Annotated in this window: 13 protein-coding genes; all 13 read right to left on the bottom strand. The window is 64.1% G+C overall.

Going from position 1 to position 15,339, the window contains the following annotated elements:
* Positions 1–55: 55 nt before the first annotated feature.
* Complete coding sequence (locus tag RMO95_RS14520; RefSeq protein WP_310451359.1) at positions 56–1,291, bottom strand: tyrosine-type recombinase/integrase; 1,236 nt, start codon at positions 1,289–1,291, stop codon at positions 56–58.
* A 161-nt stretch (positions 1,292–1,452) separates the two neighbouring features.
* The gene (gene zapD / locus RMO95_RS14515) at positions 1,453–2,208 is read right to left on the bottom strand and encodes a cell division protein ZapD (RefSeq protein ID WP_310451358.1); all 756 of its coding nucleotides are present in this window, start codon (positions 2,206–2,208) and stop codon (positions 1,453–1,455) included.
* Positions 2,209–2,262: 54 nt separating this feature from the next.
* Positions 2,263–2,889, bottom strand: coding sequence for a dephospho-CoA kinase (coaE, locus tag RMO95_RS14510; RefSeq protein ID WP_310451357.1), 627 nt, complete (start codon positions 2,887–2,889; stop codon positions 2,263–2,265).
* The gene (locus RMO95_RS14505) at positions 2,886–3,518 is read right to left on the bottom strand and encodes a hypothetical protein (RefSeq protein WP_310451356.1); all 633 of its coding nucleotides are present in this window, start codon (positions 3,516–3,518) and stop codon (positions 2,886–2,888) included. The genes coaE and RMO95_RS14505 overlap by 4 nt, the downstream gene beginning before the upstream one ends.
* Before the next feature lie 67 nt (positions 3,519–3,585).
* Complete coding sequence (gene speD, locus RMO95_RS14500) at positions 3,586–3,993, bottom strand: adenosylmethionine decarboxylase (protein WP_310451355.1); 408 nt, start codon at positions 3,991–3,993, stop codon at positions 3,586–3,588.
* Entirely contained in the window at positions 3,990–5,588 is a 1,599-nt protein-coding gene (locus RMO95_RS14495; protein ID WP_310451354.1) for an NAD(P)/FAD-dependent oxidoreductase, read from the bottom strand. Before RMO95_RS14495 ends, speD begins: the two co-directional genes overlap by 4 nt.
* Before the next feature lie 10 nt (positions 5,589–5,598).
* Positions 5,599–7,920: an EcoAI/FtnUII family type I restriction enzme subunit R gene (gene hsdR / locus RMO95_RS14490; RefSeq protein WP_310451353.1), complete on the bottom strand. Its 2,322-nt coding sequence runs from the start codon at positions 7,918–7,920 to the stop codon at positions 5,599–5,601.
* A 150-nt stretch (positions 7,921–8,070) separates the two neighbouring features.
* Positions 8,071–8,919: a hypothetical protein gene (locus RMO95_RS14485; protein WP_310451352.1), complete on the bottom strand. Its 849-nt coding sequence runs from the start codon at positions 8,917–8,919 to the stop codon at positions 8,071–8,073.
* 11 nt (positions 8,920–8,930) lie between these two features.
* Positions 8,931–10,115, bottom strand: coding sequence for a restriction endonuclease subunit S (locus RMO95_RS14480; RefSeq protein ID WP_310451351.1), 1,185 nt, complete (start codon positions 10,113–10,115; stop codon positions 8,931–8,933).
* Positions 10,112–11,575, bottom strand: a complete 1,464-nt coding sequence (locus RMO95_RS14475; RefSeq protein WP_310451350.1) for an N-6 DNA methylase — start codon at positions 11,573–11,575, stop codon at positions 10,112–10,114. The genes RMO95_RS14480 and RMO95_RS14475 overlap by 4 nt, the downstream gene beginning before the upstream one ends.
* Positions 11,576–11,688: 113 nt before the next feature.
* Positions 11,689–13,191 carry a polyamine aminopropyltransferase gene (locus RMO95_RS14470; RefSeq protein ID WP_310451349.1) on the bottom strand — a complete coding sequence of 501 codons (1,503 nt, stop codon included), beginning with the start codon at positions 13,189–13,191 and terminating at the stop codon, positions 11,689–11,691.
* Positions 13,192–13,201: 10 nt separating this feature from the next.
* Entirely contained in the window at positions 13,202–13,345 is a 144-nt protein-coding gene (locus RMO95_RS14465) for a hypothetical protein (RefSeq protein WP_310451348.1), read from the bottom strand.
* Positions 13,345–15,309, bottom strand: coding sequence for a DUF4178 domain-containing protein (locus RMO95_RS14460; protein ID WP_310451347.1), 1,965 nt, complete (start codon positions 15,307–15,309; stop codon positions 13,345–13,347). The genes RMO95_RS14465 and RMO95_RS14460 overlap by 1 nt, the downstream gene beginning before the upstream one ends.
* Positions 15,310–15,339: the final 30 nt, after the last annotated feature.

Genomic DNA, 15,339 nt, shown 5'->3' with positions numbered 1-15,339 from the left:
AATTTTAGGGGGGTAGGGATGTTTTTTCATGGGAAAACGGGGGCGGAAACGGGGGTCAGGCGCGGCGCAACTGAACCACGTTGAAGGCTTCGCCGTTCTCGATACTGGCGAGCTTCGCTGCCCACAATTCCAGCGCGCGCCGCCGCTCGGTCAGGTAGTCGTGTTTGTCATAGGTCGCCACCAAACCGCCAAGCGAATGATTCAAGCATCGCTCGGCAATCAGCACGTCCACACCCAGCGCTCCCAGGTGGCTGCGGCAGGTTGAGCGCAGATCGTGGGGGGTGAATCGGCGGCATTTCTTGCCCAGCTTTTTTGCGAGGGTGACAAGGGCGGCATTCAGGGTGACGGGTTCCATATGCAGATCGCCTTCCTTGCCGTTCATTCGGGCGCGGATCGGCATGACATAGCGGGACTCGAAAGCCATTGAATGCAACTCGGCAAACCAGCCGGCAACCATCGGCGGCAGGGGAACGACAAAGCCCCTTTTTGTCTTGGAGTGTTCCGGGGGAATTGTCCACTCTGCCCGCTCAAAGTCTAGGTGTACCCATTCAGCTTGCACAAGCTCACCGATCCGCGCCCCGGTTGCCAACAGAATGCGGACCATGAGCGCATTGGGCCGGCTTATGGTCGGTAGCTCCCTGAATACTTCGGCGATCTCGGTATCCGTCAGCATGACCCGTTCCCGCTGGTCGGGCGCGCCGCCTATGATCGCCTCGCTTCGGATATGGGCGCAGGGGTTCGTGGTGACAACGTGCCTTGCAATGCCATGAGCGAAAACCATCCGAATGCCAACCATGACCAGCCGCGCAACGTGTAGCGATCTGCCGGCCGTTGCTTCAACTATGCCGACAATATCGGCCGGGGTAACGTCCGCCGCCGCAATGTGTCCGATCTTCGGATAGACAAAATCGCGCAATTGTTGGGCGCGATTCTTGGTGGTCGTTGCCGCCAGCTTCTTTGCGCCCTTGTCGAAGTAATCCTCCGCCAGCCTGCGGAACGTCCAAGCCTGCGCCGCTGCCTGGTCGGCTTGTCGCTTCTGCGCTGCCACGTCCACGCCTTGTTGAATCTCAACCCGCTTCGCGCTGGCGATCTCGCGGGCCTTGGCTAGGCTCATATCGGGATAGCGTCCCAGGGTCAATTCCTTTGCCTTGCCGCCGTGCGAGTAGCGCAGCGTCCACGCGGCCGTACCTTTTGCCGACAGGGTGAAGGTCAAGCCCTCGCCGTCCGCCTTCGCGGTCGGCTTGCCGGATCTAATCCAGTTCCGTAAATCAATGTCTGTCAGTCTGCCCATGATTACCACCTAGCTACGTTGTTGTTGCCTAGCTACGCTCCTAGCTACGTCAATAGTATGCGCTGCCCAGCTACGTTACGCAACGTCCAGAAACAAAAAACCCCGCAACGGCGGGGCTTTGTTGGGTGCTGTGCGACGTTCTGCAACGTCCTGAAAAGTGCCTAAAGGTTACACAGCGTGAGTTCGAAATGCACCGTGGAGTCGATCTGGCGTGGCCGCTGGTCCATGTCCGGGCGCAGGAAACGGATGTTGACGGCGAACTTGCCGGCGGAGATTTCCGGCAGGCAGGGCTCGCCCTGCCCTGTTTTCAGGCGGATCAATTGCGCGCTGCGACCGCCCAGCATCAGCTGGAAAATGCCGCGCTGCGCCGTCTGCTGCTCGGAACGGCCCGAGGCCCGCAGCAGGCGCAGGACGATCGCCAGGCCGGAGCGGATCGGCAGCATCGGCGCGATCCAGCCCTGGATGTCCTGCTGGCGCAGCGCCGAATCGCGATGCCGCCAGTAGTGGTAGCCCGGCAGGTCGAATTCGCAGACGCCGCCGGGGATCGCGGCGCGGTTCTTGATGGTCATCAGCCATTCGTTTTCGCGCAGGTAATGGCCGATCTTGCCGTGCATCGCCAGCAGTAGCGTGCTCGCCTGCTCGATTTCATAGAGCGCGCCGGAGAGCGCGTCCTCGGAAATCTCGGGATTGTTGCGGAATGACAAAAGAATCTGGCGCTGGCGTTCGAGTTCCTGCACCAGGTCGAATTTCAGCTCGGCGCGGCCGGCGACCTCAAGAATCTCGAACAGGGTGACGAGTGCGACATGGTGCTCCAGGGCACCCTCCGCCGCGGCGAAATGCGTGACCTTGTCAAACAGGTCCTCAAGCCGCAATAGCGTGCGAACGCGCTCGCTGAGAGGGTATTCGTAAGTGATCACACGCCGGCCGAGTGGGGAAAATTCGTCGGATTGTGACCCAATTCGGTGCAAACCTCAACCGACATTGCGCGCGTATGCCAAATAATTCACATGCAGGCGCTCGATTTGGGGGCGCAGGGCGGCCAGGTCGCCATCGTTGTCGATGACATCGTCGGCGGCGGCCAGGCGCTCGGCGCGTGTTGCCTGCGCTGCAAGAATGCGCTGCACTTCTTCCCGGGCCAGGCCGTTGCGGCTGATGACCCGGGCGATCTGGGTCGCCTCGGCGCAATCGACGACGGCGATGCGGTCAACCCGCTCGCGGTAGCTGCCGGCTTCGATCAGCAGCGGCACCATCAGGATGGCATAGGGCGAGCGGCTCGCATCGGCGGCCAGCAGGCGCTCGCTCTCGCTGCGGATCATGGGGTGCAGGATGGCTTCGAGGCGCTTGCGCGCCAGGGTCTTCGCCGACCCGTCGGCGAAGACCCTGGCGCGCATGGCGGCACGGTCCAGGGCGCCGTCGGCAGCGGCCACTGCCTCGCCGAACTCGGCGCGGATGGCCGGCATCGCGGCGCCGCCGGGAGCGGTCAGGGCGTGGGCGACGGCATCGGTGTCGACCACCAGGATGCCGCGTTCAGCGAACAAGTCGGCGACCGCGCTCTTGCCGCTGCCGATGCCGCCGGTGAGTCCGACCACGTAGCTCATTTCTCGCATTCAGCCAGCGTGGCATTGCCATGGGGCGCGATCAATAGCGGCAGTTGCCGCAGCAGGGTCGATGCCGGGGCGCGCGCCTCGACGCGGATTTTCAGCGGCGCCGGGTCGCGGCTGTCCACGCGTGCGGACTTGATGCCGCGCTTGGTCAGGCCTTGCAGGAATTCGTTCGCGGCCGCCTCGGTTTCGAAGCTGCCGAGAATGATTTCATGGCGGCCGTCCGCCAGCGCCACGGTTTTTTGCTCGGTGACGCCAAAGCGGGTCAGTTCGGCGGCCTTCCTTTCGGCGACGGCCTGGTTGGCGAGGTCGACAATGGCCACCCGATGGATTTTCGGCTCGGCCGGCGGCAGGATTTTCAGTTCCGTGCCGGCGGCGGCCGGGGTCGACTGCAGTGCCTCGGCGTCGGCCATACTGAGGCCGTTGATGATCTGGCAGGCCATGGCCTCGATCTTGGCCGCCGGCGCCGGCGCGGTCGGCAGGATGCGCAGCTTCTCGGCCTGCAACTGCTGCGCCAGCCGTTCGGGTTCGCGACTGTCGTCTATCGCGCCGAAATAGCCCTGCGCCCAGGCGAAGAAGGCCAGATTGGCGAACACCAGCAGAAAGAAGAACGGCCGCATGGTCATGCCGGCATGGGCGTGCCGGGTAGGGCGCGGCGGGATGTTGCGCGCGTCCCGCAGGGTGGGGTCTGGCTCACTGCGTCCTTTCCGAAATAGTCAGGCCGGGTTCGGCATGATCCTGCTCAGGGTTGCCGCGCACCACGTCGCGCCGCACGATGCGCTCCGGCTGCAATTCGGCGCACAGGACGCCATAGGCCAGCTCCGCGGCAGCGCGATTATCCTGGCTATAGTTGCAGACGTAAAGGTCGCAGGTCGCTGCATCGAGTTCCGGCCAGGTGTGGATCGCCAGGTGCGACTCGGCCAGCACCAGGGCGCCGGTGGCGCCGGCCGCAGGGAACTGGTGGAAGGCCGCGGCGACCACTTCCAGCCCGGCGCCGGCGCAGGCCCGGCGGCACAGCGCGGCCAGCAGTGCCGCATCCTGCAGCAGACGGCGGTCGCCCTGGCAGGCGTGGAATTCGGCAAGGATGTGCAGGCCGTTCATAGCGAAGACGCGAAGGATACGCCGAGCCGTGCCAGCGTGCGCTCGGCGGCCAGCACGCCGCGATAATTGGCCTCCTCGAACAGCGACAGGCCGGACACGTCGGCATGGGCGAACCGGATGCCGGCTGCGCCTCGCTCGAAATCCCGGCGCGTGCCGCCCCAGAGCCGTCCGGGCAGCGGCCGGATCATGGCGTGGGCATGGCGGTGGATGTCGATTCGGGTCGCCAGTTCGCAAATCTCGGGGTGCGGCCGCGCCAGGTCGGCCAGCACTTGCGCGGCCCAGGCGTCGCGACTCTGCAAGAGTTGGTGTTGGCGCCCCGCCGTTTCCTCGTGCAGCGCGCGGTACCAGGTGATCACGGTCGGTGCCGGCGCGTAGCGCAGCTGCTGGTGGGTGGCGACCACGTAGCCCAGCGCCGCGCTGTCATGCAGCACATTGTCCCAGGCCAGCGGCTGGCCGGCGCGCGTCTGTGGTGCTTCCGTCAATGTCAGATTGGCGACTATCCAGGGCGCATACTCGGCGCCGCGGATCGCCGCCAGCCATTCCGGGCGGGGTGCGGCGAACACATGCGGGATCAGGAACAGCGGCGCGGCCCAGATCAGTTCGCGGGCAATGACGCGGACGCTGCGATTTTCCGCCGCGAGGTAGACGTCGCAGGTGGTTTCCTTCTTCCCCTGTTCGACGCGGAAAGCCAGCGCGTTCTGCTGCACCCGCCCCGCCGCCGCCCGCGCCAGGCCGCGCGCCAGCCAGGCGTTGCCTTCGGGCGCGGTCAGCACCTGGCCTTCGCCGTCGCGGCAGGCGAAGTAATGCAGCCCGGCCCAGGCCGAGGTCTGCGCCGCGGCGGTGCCGTAGTCGTCGCGGCAGGCGTAGTCGACCAGCCAGAACAGGCCCGGCGCCGTGTAGCCTTCGCCCAGCAGCCAGTCGCGCATGGTGATGCGGTCCAGCGCCAGCAGTTGCGGATCGCGGCTGGAAAGCGCCAGCGGCAGCGCGAAGGCGCGCCGCCCGGCCGGGTCGCGGCGCTGGCGTAGCTCCGCGACGTGTTCCTGGAAGCGGGTGTACTGCGCGCGCTCGGCTGCCGGCACGCCGAGCGTCGGCCACAGGCCGTCCTGCCAGTAGCCGTTGGTGTAGAGCCGCTCCTGCGGCGCGTGGCACAGATACTTCTCGTCGTAGGCCGGATGCGCGGCATCGGGGTCGCCCTGCAGCACGCCGAGTTCGGCCAGCAGCTGGCGCGTGGCGCGCGCCTCGCGCGGCGGCAGCGGCAGGTAGTGGGCGCCGAGCGGATGCGCCGAAATGTCATTGCCGCCGGCGCGCGAATTGCCGCCGGGCTCGTTTTCCATTTCCAGCAGCAGGAAGTCGTCGCAGCCGGCGCGCGCCAGCTTCCAGGCCGCCGAGAGCCCGCCGATGCCGCCGCCGACGATGGCCACCGTGGTGCGCCGGGTTTCCGTCGGCGCCGGGAAGTCGGGCCGGCGCAGGCGATGGCCGAGCATGTCGTTCGCTCCGGAGAGCGTGCCCGGCGGCAGCGGCGGCGTAGGTTTGGCACCGCAGGCGGCAAGCGCGGCGGCGGATGCCGTGGCGGCAAGAAAATCGCGGCGGCGCATCGCTCTTGCGTCAGCTCTGATCTACGTAGAGGTAGCGCTGAAAGCCGCTGAACACCTTGCCAATCTCATCCGGCCTGCCGAGATCGGCGACGGCATCCGCGATCGAATCGTGGTACTTCAGCTTCAGCAGCGGTGTCAGCTTGGACTGGTCAAGTTCCTCCACGCCGACGCTGACATAGTGGGACAGCACGAAGTCGAGGAAGCTGCGTTGCCTGTCACTGAAATGTCCGCCGATCAGCGTCTTCGCCTTGGCGGCGCGTTCCTCGCGGGTCAGCGGCTCCAGCGCATAGCCAACGTGGGCGAGCACATCGAACAGGTCGCTCTTTTCGGCGTCGATCAGTTTCTGCATCTCGGCGAGCTGGTCGGCGCCGAAACCTTTCTCGGCCAATCCAGCGAGAAGTTTGCGACGCGTGTCGGGCGCGCTCCAGAGTGCCCGCAATTCATCCTCGTCCCCGAAGAACTCGGGCAGCTTGCCGAACAATGCTTCCATGAACTGCGCCGCAGACATCGGCGTGCCATCGGGATGCCAGAAGCTGGTCGCCATCATGTGCTGGATGTGGCGCGCCTTGCCGTCGGCCAGCTTTACCTTGACCCGGCGCCGGGGAGGCTGGCGATCATCGGGGTCCGGTTCGCGCGCTTCCGGTGGCAGGCGTGGCGCGGGCGGCGGATAGGGAATGTCGGGCTCTATGGGTTCGCCATCCCATTCGACATCGTTGAAGTGGTGGTGGGCGCGGACGAAATCGTAAATCGTGAAATAGTCCTTGCCGTCGAACAGCCGCGTACCGCGGCCGATGATCTGCTTGAACTCGATCATCGAATTCACCGGCCGCAGCAGCACGATGTTGCGCACGTTACGCGCATCGACGCCGGTCGACAGCTTCTGCGAAGTGGTCAGGATGGTCGGGATGGATTTCTCGTTGTCCTGGAAATCGCGCAGCCATTGCTCGCCCAGGGCGCCGTCGTCGGCCGTCACGCGCTGGCAATAGTTGGGGTCGGTACTGGTTTTGAGTTGATTCACGAGGTCGCGGATCACCAGCGCATGGGTCTGGTTGGCGCAGAACACCAGCGTCTTTTCGCGCTGGTCGATCTGCCCCATGAAAATCTCGACGCGCTTTTTCTCGCGTTCCCGAATTTCGATGATGCGGTTGAAGTCGGCTTCCTCGTAGCGCTTGCCGGCCTCGATCTCGCCCTCGACCACGGTGTCGTCCGGCGTGAACACGTAATCGTCCAGCGTCGTGGCGATCTGCCTGACGCGGAAGGGTGTCAGGTAGCCATCGTTGATGCCATCCTTGAGCGAATAGACAAACACCGGCTCGCCGAAGTAGGCATAGGTGTCGACGTTGTCCTTGCGCTTTGGCGTCGCCGTCAGGCCAAGCTGCACGGCCGGCGCGAAGTAATCGAGGATGCCGCGCCAGTTGCCCTCGTCGTTGGCTCCACCCCGGTGGCATTCGTCGATGACGATGAAATCGAAGAAGTCGGGCGGGTAGTCGCCAAAATACGGGGCACCGTCGGCGCCGCTCATGAAGGTCTGGAAGATGGTGAAGAAGATGCTGCCGTTCTTCGGCACCTTGCCTTTCTTGCGGATATCGTCCGGGGCGATGCGCACCAGCGCGTCGTCGGGGAAGGCCGAGAAAGCGTTGAAAGCCTGGTCGGCCAGGATGTTGCGGTCGGCAAGGAACAGCACGCGCGGCCGGCGCGTCGGTTCCTCCGCGCATTTCCAGTCATTGAGGTTCCACCGCGAGTGAAACAGCTTCCACGCGATCTGAAAGGCGATGAAGGTCTTGCCCGTGCCGGTCGCCAGCGTCAGCAGGATGCGCTTGCGCCCGGCGGCCAGCGCCGCCAGCACGCGCTCCACCGCGATGTCCTGGTAGTAACGACCTTGGAAGAAGCCGCCCCGATCCTCGAAAGGCACGGCGGCGAAGCGGTCGCGCCAGGCGTTCGGCGTGGCGAAGCTCAGCGCCCACAGTTCCTCCGGTGTCGGATAGGCCTTCAGTTCGCCCTCGGCCCCGGTCTGCATGTCGATGCCGTAAATGCCCTGGCCGTTGCTGGCGTAGGTGAAGCGCACGGCCAGCTTGGCGGCGTAGTCCTTGGCCTGGCCGACGCCCTCGGTCAGCGCCTTGTCCCAGGCCTTGGCCTCCACCACCGCCAGTTTGGTGTTGCGGTATTCCAGCACGTAGTCCGCGCTCAAGGCTTTGCCGCGCCGGCCTGCGCCCTCCAGCCGGCCGAGCGTGATCGGGTATTCGCGCCGCACCCGGCTGCCCTCGACCTTGCCCCAGCCGGCGGCGGCGAGGGCCGGGTCGATGTGTTCGGCGCGGGTTTCGGCTTCGTTCATGAGTTCGTCAGCACATGGGGATAAGTCAAGTATCAGTCAAGTTATGGGTCAAGTCGACTTGAAAAGTCGGCGCTGATGAAACAACTGCGCTACAAGGCGGTCGAGCAAGAAACGCTCTCCTCGCCGTAGCGGATGGCAGGACGGCGGCATTCAGGATTTCTTCGGCACCTTGCGCGCTGTTGGCTTGCCCGGCGGCAGGAAATTTTCCCTGCTCACCACCGGCTTGCCGGTCTTCGCCTCCAGCGCCTTGCGCGCCTGTTTGGCAATCGCGCCGCCCTTGGTCGCGGCTTCGGTGTTTTCAGCCATGCCGGTAGCCTCATCCGTCTCGGCGATCTGACGTGTCGACAATTCGGCCAGCGCGGTGAAAATCAGTTCCGCCTCGCTCATGTGGTCGCGCAGGTTGTGGTCCTGCAAGCCCTTCAGCTTCTTGTGCGCCTTGACGCTGACGCCCGACCATTCCTGATGGATGATGTTGGTGAGGATGGCGAATTCCTCGCCCTGCTTGATCTCGTGGCTGGCCCAGTAGTCCGTGAGTTTGTTGCGCGTCTCCTGCCCGGTCATGCGTTGCTGTATCCACTTCTCGCTGCGCCCGTGTTTCTGCCAGGTCTCGCGGGCGCGGTCGAGCGCGCGGCCGGGGTCGCCCATTTCCTGCATGCGCTCGTAACCCACCTTGGCCAGCCAGAGCTTGATCGGCTCGGCTTTCGGGCTGGGCACGGATTGCACCAGACGCAGCAGGGTTTCGGCGGTAGCCATGTCGCTCAAGCGTTGCTTGCCGTCGGCGGCGGCCAATTTCAACTGGTAACAACTTGATACCAGTTGACTACCTTCCTTGGCCAGGCGGCCTTTCAAGACCTTCCAGTACTTTCTCGCGCCCTGATAGTCCGGTTGCTGGGTAAGCACCTGAATAATGTCGATGACCGAAAATAACCAGGTCTCGGTGTTCTCGTCATAGACGCGGCGGATGGCGTGGGACTCGAAAAAGGCAGGCTGAACGGACATGGCGAGGTTCCTTATAGCTGGCCGCTGAAGGCTTGGTGCAGGAGGGACTCCTTCAGGTCGTCGAGGGCGGTCAGTTTTTGCTGGTAGAGGGATTCGAGGCGTTGGGTTTCGTCGTGAAGGGCGTCGAGCTTCTCGGATAGTTCCTTTTGCTTCCCTACGCCGGGCAGCCATACTTGGAACCCGAACAGATGCTCTCGATTGACCTTCGGCATTCCGGCGCGCGCCGAGCCTTGGATCGCATAATCGGTGAAGGGCTTGCTCAGTAACAAGTGAAACAAGTAGTCCCGCGTAATCTCGTTCGGCAGTGGCGCGAGTGGATACATGTCTGCGCTGCACAAGCCGTTGAAGTCGGGGCGGGCCACCTTCATGAGGTAAGGGCGAATCTTGCTGTAGAGGACCATCGATTCGTCGAAGAGGAACTTACCCGAGATCAAACCTTCCTCCCTCGCCGTCTTGAGCTCAACAAAGACACCCGTTTGCGATTCGATGTTTCCTGCGCCGACGTGAGTCAGATCAAGGAACTCGTCTTTGCGCGGATCGACGAGAGTTGAGGTGATGGCGCACACGTCGCTCAGCCGCTTCTCAACCCACCCCTCGCCGCGCCGGGTGAAAACGGATTGCAGGTGGCTTTCAAACAAGGCGCGGGCGTTCTGGAGGTTCTGTTCGGCGTTGGCCTTGGCGGTGGCGATGCCGTCGAAGGTTGCGTCGAGGATGGCGACGATGCGGTGTTGCTCTTCCGGCGACGGCAGATCAACGAGCACGCTCTGAAGTTTCTGGATCGTAAGCGTATCGACAGTGGCCCCATTCCCTCGATCCAGTTGATCAAAAAACAAAGGCGACTTAAGCCACCAATTGACGAACTCACTATTTACATCGGCAGATTTCTTAAGCCAAAGAACGCTCGCATCCTTGAAGTAGAACCGGTCATCCGTTTGTACGATATGTGAGTTCCCAATCGTGCCTATCGCGGTGATCATGATGTCACCGGCACTTGGCACCCCGTATCTTGCTGCGAATTCCGCGTACAAGTCCTCGGTAATAAATAGCGCGTTGTCAACAAAGCCGTCTGCCGCCAAGCGCGTAATTTCCCTCCCCCGATAAAACGGAACTCCTTCAGTAGTCCATTGCGACTGAAGTACTCGCTTGCTTGAGCCTATACGGAACAACTCACCAAGCGCAGTTTTGCGCCCTGTCACAGTAGCGCCTTGATCTTCGCCAGCACCTCCGCGCTCTCGGCATCCAGCGCGGCGATTTCGTCCATGATGTCCTGCGGGCTGCGGTGGGCGACGGCCTCATTGCCGTTGGGATTTTTCACCGAAAGATCGAAGTTCGCCGTCCCGCCATCGCCGACTTTTACCGTCCAGCTTTTCGGCGAGTCGGCACAGGTTTTTTGCAGTTCGACAAACTCGGCAAGGTCGGCGTCGTTGAGTGGGTTGGTCTTGCCCATGTTGCGGCCGGGATCGAGCTGGTAGTACCAGACCTGCCGCGTCGGCGCGCCCTTCTCGAAGAACAGCACGACGGTCTTGACGCCGGCGCCCTGAAAGGTGCCGCCGGGGCAGTCGAGGATGGTGTGCAGGTTGCAGGATTCCAGCAAGAGCTTTCTCAGACTCACCGAGGCGTTGTCGGTGTTGGACAGAAAGGTGTTCTTGATCACCACACCGGCGCGGCCACCGGCCTTGAGCAGCTTGATGAAGTGCTGGAGGAACAGGAAGGCCGTCTCGCCGGTGCGGATCGGGAAGTTCTGCTGCACTTCCTTGCGTTCCTTGCCGCCGAAGGGCGGATTGGCGAGGATCACGTCGAAGCGGTCCTTGTCCTGGACGTCGGCGAGATTCAGCGCCAGCGTGTTGGCATGCACGATGTTCGGCGCCTCGATGCCGTGCAGGATCATGTTCATGATCGCGATGACGTAGGCCAGCGACTTCTTTTCGATGCCGAAGAAGGTGTTGGTTTGCAGGGTCGAAAAGTCGGCGGTGGTGAGACGGCGGCCGTGCGGCGGCGACTTCAGGAAATCGAAGGTTTCGCAGAGGAAGCCGGCCGAGCCGCAGGCGCCGTCGTAAATGCGCTCGCCGATCTTCGGCTTGACCACGCGCACCATGGCGCGGATCAGCGGGCGCGGCGTGTAGTACTCGCCGCCATTGCGCCCGGCGTTGCCCATGTTGCGGATCTTGGCTTCGTAGAGGTGCGAGAGTTCGTGCTTCTCGGCCTGCGAGCGGAAGCGCAGTTCGTCGATGTGGTCGATGATCTCGCGCAGGTTGTAGCCGCTGTGAATCCTGTTCTTGATCTCGCCGAAGATTTCGCCGATCTTGTATTCGATGGTGTTCGGCCCGCTGGCGCGCTGCTTGAAGCCGTGCAGGTAGGGGAAGAGTTTGCGGTCGACGAACTCGCGCAGGTCGTCGCCGGTCAGTGCCCGGTTGTGGTCGAGCTTGCCGTCGCCACCCTTGGGCGCGGCCCAGCTTTCCCAGCGGTAGGGCGCGTCGAGGATGTAGTTGTATTTCCTGCCTTCGAGTTCGGCTTCGGCCGCCTTGTCCTGCTCCAGGCCGTCGAGGTACTTGAGGAACAGCAGCCAGGAAGTCTGCTCGGTGTAGTCGAGTTCGGTGGTGCAGCCGGCCTCTTTCCAGAGGACGTCGTCGATGTTCTTGAAAGCTTGTTCAAACATGGGGGGGTGTTTCCGGCGGGAACGGCAAGCTCGCTACTCTACTGGAATGGCGTCATCCGACAAAGGCGGGAAGTGTCGCCGTGTCGTCAGCGCCAACTTTTCACGCCGCCGCATTATTGCGCCTGCACCCTGCCCCACTCGCGCTCGAAGATGCGCACCAGGTTCTGGTTGTCGAGCCGGTTGGGCTCGGCCGCGATGCGTGCCATGTCGGCGGGGAAGTGGAACAGCGCCGGCAGCGCGTCGGGCGTGACGAAGCGCGTCGCCACCGGGATCGCCGCGGGCGGCCGGTAGTCGCGGCGGCCGGCGAGGATGTAGCCCCATTCGCCGAAGCTCGGCACCAGCGCGTGATAGGGCGCGGTCTGCCAGCCGGCGGCTTCCAGCGTGGCGACCACGGTCCAGAAACTCTCGCGTGCGTAGAGCGGCGAGGTGGCCTGCACCACGATGCGGCCGGTTTCGGCGACATGCTGTTTGAGCAGACGGTAGAAGGCCGTCGAGTAGAGCTTGCCGAGGCTGTGGTTGGACGGGTCGGGGAAATCGGCGACGACGAAATCGAACATCTCCGGCGAGGCTTCGAGCCATTGCAGGGCGTCGGCATTGACGATCTTGAGTTTGCTTGAGGCCAGCGCGCCGCCGTTGAGTTCGCGCAGCATCGGCGATTGCGCGAACAGCTCAGTCATGCGCGGATCGAGGTCGACCAGCGTGATGCTCTCGACCTGCGGGTACTTGAGGATTTCGCGCACCGCCATGCCGTCGCCGCCGCCCAGCACCAGCACCCGCCGCGCGCCGGGCAGCGTGGCCAGGCCGGGATGGACCAGCGCCTCGTGGTAGCGGTATTCGTCGCGCGAGGAGAATTGCAGATTGTGGTTGAGATAAAGCCGCGTCTCGTCGCGCCAGCGCGTGACGACGATACGCTGGTAGGCGCTGGACTCGGCATGCACGATGTCCTCGTTGTAGAGGTTGGCCTCGGCCAGGCTGACGAATTGGCCGGCGAAACCGAAGCCCACCGCGAGCAGCCCAATCACCGCGACGCACTGCGCGCGCAGCACGGCCAGCGGCCCGATCTGGGCGCGGAACAGCCACAGCGCCCAGGCCGCGACGGCGGCATTGAGTAGGCCGAACAGCAGCGCGCTCCTGACCAGCCCCAGGTGCGGCGCCAGCAGCAGCGGAAACAGCACCGACACCGCCAGCGCGCCGATGTAGTCGAAGGTCAGCACCTGCGCCACGAGATCCTTGAACGCCACCTCGCGCTTGAGGATGCGCATGATCAGCGGAATTTCGAGGCCGACGAGTATCCCGATCAGCAGCACCAGCCCGTAGAGCGCGAAGCGGAAAGGTCCGGCGTGCAGCGTGAACAACAGAAACAGCAGGCCCGCCGAGAGGCCGCCGAGCAGGCCGACCAGCAACTCGATCTGGATGAAGCGAATCAAGAGGTTGCCGCCGACATGTTTCGACAGCCAGGAGCCGATGCCCATGGCGAACAGATAGACGCCGATCACGGTCGAAAACTGCATCACCGAATCGCCCAGCAGATAGCTCGCCAGGGCGCCGGCGATCAGCTCGTAGGCCAGCCCGCAGGAGGCGACGACGAAGACAGAGACCAGCAGGGGACGCTGCATCAGGGCATCGTTACTTGTGGAAGGTGCGGGCGGCGTTGGCCGAGCGCGCGGGCTGGGCCTGGGCGTCGTCGGAAAACAGGCTCCAGCCCCGGTACTGGCCGTAGTTGAACAGCGTGAAGGCGGCCAGGCCGAGCACCATCGCGATGCGCGACATCAGTCGTCTCCTCCGGAATCGCCGCCGCTGTCACCATCACTGTCATCGGCACCGAAATCGCCGCCGCTGGAAAGAAAGTCGGCATCCTTCCAGCGCTCGGTTTCGAAGGCGCTGACCCGGTAGCGGCTGAACATCGGCAGGCCGGCGAGGAAGACCAGCAGCAGGAAGAAATTGCTCCAGGCCGCCTGGTCGCGCACCACCTTGATGCGGTCGGCGACGCTGACGGGTTTCTCGGCCGAGATTTCCGGGTCGATGACAAAGTAGTAAGTGCCGGCCGGCAGGTCGCGGAACACCAGTTCGCGCGCGCGGTCACCCTCGCTCCAGCTCTCGCCGCCGTCCGAGCCGTGCCAGTAGGCGATTTCGCTTTGCGCGGTCCAGGCGCGGCCGCTGGTCTTTTCGATCAGGGTCAGGCCGAGGCCGAGCCAGTTGTTGTCGAGATCGGTGTCGTGGCGCAGCACCAGGTTGCGGGCCGGCTTGTCGAGCCGGAAAGTCTGCGTGGTCACCGGCTCGTCCTTGCCGGGCGAGAACACCAGGCGCTGGTCCACCAGCGTGCGGCCGCCGAGGACGAAGAACCACAGGGCCTGGGCGACGACCGCCAGTCCGAGGAACTTCCAGAACATGCTGAAGACGCGGCGATGACCCTCGGCGCGCGGATTGGGCTGGTTCATGGCGATGCCGACCGGTTCGGGCAGCGGGGTTTTCAGCTTGAACGCGGCCATGACTTCGTCCTGCGGCAGGTAGTCGCCGAGCGACCAGCTCAGCTCGTTGTGGCTGGCTTCGCGGCTCAGCATCTGCGGCGGCGCGACGAAGTCGATGATTTCCCAGGTTTCGCCGACCTTGACCTTCCAGGTGAATTCGCCGATGACATAGCGGGTTACCGCCGTGCCCGCCGAGTAGCGCCGAAATTCGACCACGTTGTGGATCACCGAGGGAAAGCCGACTTGGTAGCGCGGCGGTTTGGCGACCGGGGTGACCCAGCTCCAGTGGCCGCTCGCTTCGACCAGCCAGCGGAAGCCCTCCTGCGCGTGGTGCAGGAGGAATTCCTGCCAGGGGTAGTCGACGCCTTCGGCCCGGATCACGCGCTGCTGGAAACCGATCACGGTCCAGTCCTTGCCGAGGAAATGCCCGACGCTGCCGAGCGGAATCACGGGCTCGATGCGCGTCGCGGCCACGGCTTTCTGCAAGATGCTCAGGCTTTGGTTGGCGGCGTCGAGTACCGTGAGGCAGGACGGGCAGGCCACGCTTTGCACCGCCTTGTCGTGGAGGCCGATGGCGCCGCCGCAGACGGGGCACTGCAGCGCCTTGACCACGCCGGCGGGTTTGCTCCCGCCGTGCTCATCGCGCAGATTGGCGAATTTGAATGCCGCGAAGGGCAGCGATTCGCCGATGAAGACCAGCGGCGGCGTTTCCGAGTAGTCGATGCTGGCGAAGCCCGCCTCGGCGCCGTCGCTGGCGCGCAGGTCGACCAGTTGTGCCGGGTAGCCGGCGCCGAAGGCAAAGGGCAGCTCGCCCTCGCCCGAGATGCACAACGCCTCTTCGCGATTGGTGACGATGAAGTCGCGCCCGGCCAGCTTCAGTTCGTCGTTCGGCATCAGCGCGGCGAACTCGGGCAGCGGTGCGCCGGGTGGCGTGAGAAAGCTGATCAGGTATTCGCCGCCGGCATCCGAGAGCCAGCCGCCGCGCTGGTCGTCGAACAGCAGGTACCACTCGTTCCAGATGCCCGCCTCATAACGCAACTGGATGCGCCCGACCACGGCGAAATGCACGCCGCGATGCCGGCCTTCGCTGCCGAGCCGCAGCGGCGAGGCATCTTCGAGCAGGTCGGCCATGCGGCCGAGGTTTTCCAGGTCGCCGCCATGGCGCACCAGGGTGCTGCGGCAGAATTCGCAGACGCCGTGGAACGAGGCCGAGGACTTGAAGACGACCGGCGCGCCGCAGGACGGGCAGTTGGCGCTGAAGGGCATTATCGGAAAACCGTTTTAGCCACAGAGGAC

The sequence above is a fragment of the Sulfuritalea sp. genome (assembly GCF_031426875.1).
GTDB lineage: Bacteria > Pseudomonadota > Gammaproteobacteria > Burkholderiales > Rhodocyclaceae > Sulfuritalea.
Note: the sequence above shows the minus strand (reverse complement) of the source record. Positions and strands in the feature narration are given on the sequence as shown.

Bases quoted from the DNA above. Each gene is read 5' to 3' on its own strand.
- RMO95_RS14505 (WP_310451356.1), bottom strand. From the start codon at position 3,518: ATGACCATGCGGCCGTTCTTCTTTCTGCTGGTGTTCGCCAATCTGGCC.
- coaE (WP_310451357.1), bottom strand. From the start codon at position 2,889: ATGAGCTACGTGGTCGGACTCACCGGCGGCATCGGCAGCGGCAAGAGC.
- RMO95_RS14495 (WP_310451354.1), bottom strand. From the start codon at position 5,588: ATGCGCCGCCGCGATTTTCTTGCCGCCACGGCATCCGCCGCCGCGCTT.
- RMO95_RS14520 (WP_310451359.1), bottom strand. From the start codon at position 1,291: ATGGGCAGACTGACAGACATTGATTTACGGAACTGGATTAGATCCGGC.
- RMO95_RS14465 (WP_310451348.1), bottom strand. From the start codon at position 13,345: ATGTCGCGCATCGCGATGGTGCTCGGCCTGGCCGCCTTCACGCTGTTC.
- RMO95_RS14470 (WP_310451349.1), bottom strand. From the start codon at position 13,191: ATGCAGCGTCCCCTGCTGGTCTCTGTCTTCGTCGTCGCCTCCTGCGGG.
- RMO95_RS14460 (WP_310451347.1), bottom strand. From the start codon at position 15,309: ATGCCCTTCAGCGCCAACTGCCCGTCCTGCGGCGCGCCGGTCGTCTTC.
- speD (WP_310451355.1), bottom strand. From the start codon at position 3,993: ATGAACGGCCTGCACATCCTTGCCGAATTCCACGCCTGCCAGGGCGAC.
- RMO95_RS14475 (WP_310451350.1), bottom strand. From the start codon at position 11,575: ATGTTTGAACAAGCTTTCAAGAACATCGACGACGTCCTCTGGAAAGAG.
- RMO95_RS14485 (WP_310451352.1), bottom strand. From the start codon at position 8,919: ATGTCCGTTCAGCCTGCCTTTTTCGAGTCCCACGCCATCCGCCGCGTC.
- hsdR (WP_310451353.1), bottom strand. From the start codon at position 7,920: ATGAACGAAGCCGAAACCCGCGCCGAACACATCGACCCGGCCCTCGCC.